Source organism: Pseudomonas sp. PS01299, from assembly GCF_029960145.1.
GTDB lineage: Bacteria > Pseudomonadota > Gammaproteobacteria > Pseudomonadales > Pseudomonadaceae > Aquipseudomonas > Aquipseudomonas putida_A.
On the sequence record NZ_JASCPO010000540.1, the window covers coordinates 1 to 255 of the forward strand.

The following is a 255-nucleotide window of genomic DNA, read 5'->3' on the forward strand; positions in this document are numbered from 1 at the left end:
TCGCGCTGTGCACGCGAAAAGAAAGTGCGAAAGCCCTGGCTCAAAAGCTGGGCGTGTGCAGGCCGACCTTGTACAACTGGAAAAACCAGCTACTCGGCCCAGAGGTATCCCCATCCATGAAGTGTCGACTTGAACCCTCATCGTCACCGGAACGAGAGGAGTTGCAGCGGCAACTCGAATCTCTCCAGCTCGATGTTCGCCGTTTGCAGCTTGAACATGACCTGTTGATGAGGGCGAATGAACTCATAAAAAAAG

Annotated in this window: 1 pseudogene; it reads left to right on the forward strand. The window is 53.3% G+C overall.

From position 1 onward, the window contains the following. Positions 1–255, forward strand: a pseudogene (locus QMX91_RS31520) (IS3 family transposase); the annotation flags it as partial.